Genomic DNA, 4,233 nt, shown 5'->3' with positions numbered 1-4,233 from the left:
ACAACCTCCATGCACATAACTATCCTTCAACTCTAACACTTGTGTTCACAATTTTGTAAACTTCCACGATTAGAGAATCGTATCCATTGTTTCCGTCTATGCTACCTGTTACGAATCGTAGATATACGATACATAACTTTGTCGTTACACTCACCCAACAATTATTTGCTATTTATAAGAAAATATATCATCATGCGTTCACGCAACATAGCATAATCTAGTAAAAATATTTTAATCATTAGTTTTTATTATACACTAAAACACTAGAGTTTTATAGCATTTTCCGTTAAAAAATCGCATAAAACTTCAAATTGTTGAATTATAATTCCGTTATTTATTTACTTTTATGAAGAGAAGATGAAGAAATATAATTTCCTTCATCTTCTCTTCATCTTTCTCCTCTTACCCCCCCATTTATTAATATAACTTATGATAATTATAAGAAAAACAATTGAATACGTTAACAATTACAACTGCGTTTACAATTATATTGATAACAAAAAAGTTCACCCAACCAGACCTCATATCTGCATTGGGTGAACTCCCTATACTTCACTATTCTATTATTCTTACACCCTGCAACTCATCAACAATTTCATCCACTAAATATAGGTCAGATCTACAATGCATATCTGCAACGCCTTCTCGCATCAGTGCATAGGTATCCGAGTGATAAAACAAGTCCAAAGCGCGCATAGTCGTAATCGATAATCTTTCAGCCAATAAAGCTATAATTCTAGCATACTTTTTCTGTAACAATACTGGATGCGCTCTCATACTTCCACACTTCTTTCAAACTCTAACTTCGACAACGCTTTTTCAGTCCTAAACGTAATTTGTAAATTGGTCTCTTCATACATCAATCGTTTGATAGCTTCTGCTTTATCAATCAATCCATCAAAATAGAGTTCTACCGTGTTAAACACTCGATCATTGGCAACTCCACCTATCACTATATCGTAATCTGTTGTATCTTTACAGGTGCGACATTGCAAAATGAAATCTAGCCATTGTTCAGCTTGCTCATAGATAGGCGTTGTATAAAAGCCCTTTCCGAAATCTACATTCTCTCGAGAATGTATCAAGTCTGGATTCGTCACCGCTACATATGATCCATGATATACCCTCATAAGCTAACCCCCTTAGCTTTCAGCATGTCTATCAAATCATTGACAATATATTCCTTCCCCTGCGTATGTAACACGTCATAGCAAGGTATGATATAGTTTTGTAATATATCTGTTTGTACTGCCAACATGTCGTAGGCAGCCGTTCCATCTACTACTAGCTCTTTTGCTACATTTTCTATGCAGAACACAGCAAACTCCAGTTCTTTAAACTCTTGCGCATTCGTATCAACGCCGGTGTCTATATATCGATTCATCTTTATGTCCTTATAAAAAATGGTCAGCCTGCTCTTGCGCGCTGACCTCGTCCTATACTGTCATTATAGGGTCCCCTCTAGGGAGTGTCAAGATATAAAAAGTTCACCCAACCAGACCTTACATCTGTATTGGGTGAACATCTTTCACTGTATTATCTTGTCATTAGCTAAACCAAGGGGAGATGTCAAAGTCCTCGTGGATAGTTGCTTTCACCATGCTACGACCTAGGTATAAACCCAGTAATGTTAGGTTCAAGCAGCACAATGGAAGTCGATTATAGGTTTTGCAGAAATCAAGCAAGACTGGAGAGATGTATTCAAGCACCTCATCGAAGGAGATATTTTCCCAATCGAAGGCTTTGCTACAAGCCAATTTTGTTAATTCCTGTTGTATCCCCTGGTCGGTAATCCCTGCACGTTGATACAAGCTTGGTAGCATCTGCTCATCAACGGCACACAATTTTAATAATGGAGAGTTAAAGCTTGGCACCGTGATGGATGTTCGCACTGGTGTATTTTGCATAACATACTCCAATTCTTCATAGGTAAAGCCACGATATTCAAACATAAGAGGATAGGAGCTTCTCAAGATTTGATCAAATCGTACTTCCCCTGATGCGGATGTACAACGCAAGTATTCTAATTGTTGGTACATATCATCCTGTGTCGGCAAATCACTAATCAATGGCTCTATATATTTCGTTACATAATGTCGGAAATTGTCCAAGGAATAATTGTTAGAGTTCTTGGAATATTGCACGATCAAGGCGATTGCCAAGGCTTGTAGATGTCCTTTTTGCAAGCTTACCAAGCTTTTCAATGCATCTAACGCTACCAAGTATAGGGTACTAGATTGTGGCTGTTTCAACACATCACAGAAAGCATCAGTTAACACATCTCGCATCCATTCGGTAGGTGTTGTTACGTATGCTTTTTGCACTTGTAACAACGCCTCTTGTACGGAAATATATTCTAACATGCCCATTAATACTTCTTCAGAATCTATGGCTGCCTGTGCAAATACGTATTCCGTAATGTATCTGGCATCCTCTTCAGAGTTAGGGTTCAAAATACCAAATGCCGCTGTGTATTGAGCTACCGCTGTATCCACGATGGACGTATAGGGTGCCACCTCTTCGTTCGCTGGCTCTATCTCTGGCTCTTCTTGCACAAGGTCCTCTGTAATTTTTGGCATAATTCGTGTCGCATCATCTGCCTCTTCTAATGGTTGCTCGCTAACGGCACGCACCAACTCTTTGGATACAACCCCTTGCGATTCGTTCCAATCTGTCACATCTGCTGTTGCTAGCGGCAACGTGTGATCACTAGGATCTGACTCCGCCCATACTGCATCGGCCTCTCCTGGCACCGCTTCCTCTTCTAACTCTCCTTCCTCACGTTGTGTGTACGGATTCTGAAAGTTACGTCTGATTTGATCATAGTATTCATCATGCTCACGATCATTTCGTTTACGAGGCTTCTGTTTACTTTTACCATCTCGGAACAAAAAGTAACAACATAGTAAAAATAATACTATCATCCCTAAGATTACTATATAGGGCGTATATCGTAATGAAAGTTCTATTAATCCATCCATAGCGATTCCTCCGATTCATAAATCTATGTATATTGTTTTATTATAACACATTGTATTTGGAGAACACAAAAAAAGGAACTATCCGAAGATAGTTCCTAGTGTGGTGGACGATGACAGGATCGAACTGCCGACATCCTGCTTGTAAGGCAGGCGCTCTCCCAGCTGAGCTAATCGTCCATATGGTGACCCGTGGGGGAATCGAACCCCCGATACCGCCGTGAAAGGGCGGTGTCTTAACCGCTTGACCAACGGGCCATGTTGTGTAAGTGGTGACCCACCCGCGACTCGAACGCGGGACACCCTGATTAAAAGTCAGGTGCTCTGCCAACTGAGCTAGTGGGTCATGATAGTGTACTAACCGAAAGTAAGTTGGCTCCTCGAGTAGGACTCGAACCTACGACCGATCGGTTAACAGCCGATTGCTCTACCTGCTGAGCTATCGAGGAATGAACAAACTGGAGCGGAAAACGAGATTCGAACTCGCGACCCCCGCCTTGGCAAGGCGGTGCTCTACCGCTGAGCTATTTCCGCATGTATGCAATCCTTGTTTCTTCTTTGTTGCGACTGCTCACTTATAATACCAAAATCTTTTATTATTTGTCAACAACTTTTTAAATTATTTTTTGAGCTAAAAACAGCCTGTGACCATTTTTCCATTACAAGCAGAAGATATATCTCTCTACGATCCACCGTTCAAAAAAGTTGTAGCGATATATAATACATATATTTCGCTACAACCTTTACTATTATTTCTTACAAACACATGATAGGGTGTGGACATCTCAAATTTTCATAATTTTTTGCGTTGAGACCTGTGGATATCTCAAAAAATCTGATTTTTTTGAGATGTCCACATCCTTTAACATAGATCTCCATATTCCTCTTTCAATATGGCTATAACCAGTTCTTTAATTTCCGGCAGTGTCTCATAATAGAGATTCCAAACTGGTCTTTTACCAAATTTGTATTCATAGGAAACAAGATAGGGAATGGCAGCAATCAGATTCCAAGGTACGTCTTGATGTTTCATTTTAAACTCTTCTGACGTTCTGGTTAGATATTTTCCAACGAATTGCAATTTGCAAGCAATTCCATCTTCTACCATCTCATCCATACATCTATCATCAGTCAGTAATTCGCCGTGTTCATCTCGGCCTTTGTATCGTTCCACTGATGCATCCAATTTATGTATTAACTCCAAGGTATCTACTAGTAGCTTTTTATTTTCCATTCCTATCCCCACATATGAATT

The 4,233-nt window shown here is 39.7% G+C and carries 5 protein-coding genes and 5 tRNA genes; all 10 read right to left on the bottom strand.

Features of this window, described 5'->3' with window-relative positions:
- Positions 1–555 precede the first annotated feature (555 nt).
- Entirely contained in the window at positions 556–777 is a 222-nt protein-coding gene (locus EO122_RS05595; protein WP_127009743.1) for a DUF3791 domain-containing protein, read from the bottom strand.
- Positions 774–1,130, bottom strand: a complete 357-nt coding sequence (locus EO122_RS05590) for a DUF3990 domain-containing protein (RefSeq protein ID WP_127009742.1) — start codon at positions 1,128–1,130, stop codon at positions 774–776. The genes EO122_RS05595 and EO122_RS05590 overlap by 4 nt, the downstream gene beginning before the upstream one ends.
- Positions 1,127–1,384: a DUF3791 domain-containing protein gene (locus EO122_RS05585; RefSeq protein ID WP_127009741.1), complete on the bottom strand. Its 258-nt coding sequence runs from the start codon at positions 1,382–1,384 to the stop codon at positions 1,127–1,129. The genes EO122_RS05590 and EO122_RS05585 overlap by 4 nt, the downstream gene beginning before the upstream one ends.
- A 163-nt stretch (positions 1,385–1,547) precedes the next feature.
- A complete protein-coding gene (locus tag EO122_RS05580; protein ID WP_127009740.1) occupies positions 1,548–2,981 on the bottom strand; it encodes an LPO_1073/Vpar_1526 family protein in 1,434 nt (477 codons plus the stop codon).
- 101 nt (positions 2,982–3,082) lie between these two features.
- Positions 3,083–3,158: transfer RNA gene (locus tag EO122_RS05575), tRNA-Val, on the bottom strand.
- 3 nt (positions 3,159–3,161) lie between these two features.
- A tRNA-Glu gene (locus EO122_RS05570) sits at positions 3,162–3,236 on the bottom strand.
- Positions 3,237–3,248: 12 nt separating this feature from the next.
- Positions 3,249–3,324 (bottom strand) — tRNA-Lys (locus tag EO122_RS05565).
- Between the two features lie 27 nt (positions 3,325–3,351).
- A tRNA-Asn gene (locus EO122_RS05560) sits at positions 3,352–3,427 on the bottom strand.
- A 10-nt stretch (positions 3,428–3,437) separates the two neighbouring features.
- A tRNA-Gly gene (locus tag EO122_RS05555) sits at positions 3,438–3,512 on the bottom strand.
- 328 nt (positions 3,513–3,840) lie between these two features.
- A complete protein-coding gene (locus EO122_RS05550) occupies positions 3,841–4,182 on the bottom strand; it encodes a hypothetical protein (RefSeq protein WP_127009739.1) in 342 nt (113 codons plus the stop codon).
- Between the last annotated feature and the right edge of the window lie 51 nt (positions 4,183–4,233).

It is taken from the genome of Veillonella sp. CHU110 (genome assembly GCF_003992255.1).
In the GTDB taxonomy this organism is placed as follows: Bacteria; Bacillota; Negativicutes; order Veillonellales; family Veillonellaceae; genus F0422.
The sequence above is the reverse complement of the archived record's forward strand: the minus strand, read 5'-3'. Positions and strand labels throughout refer to the sequence as shown.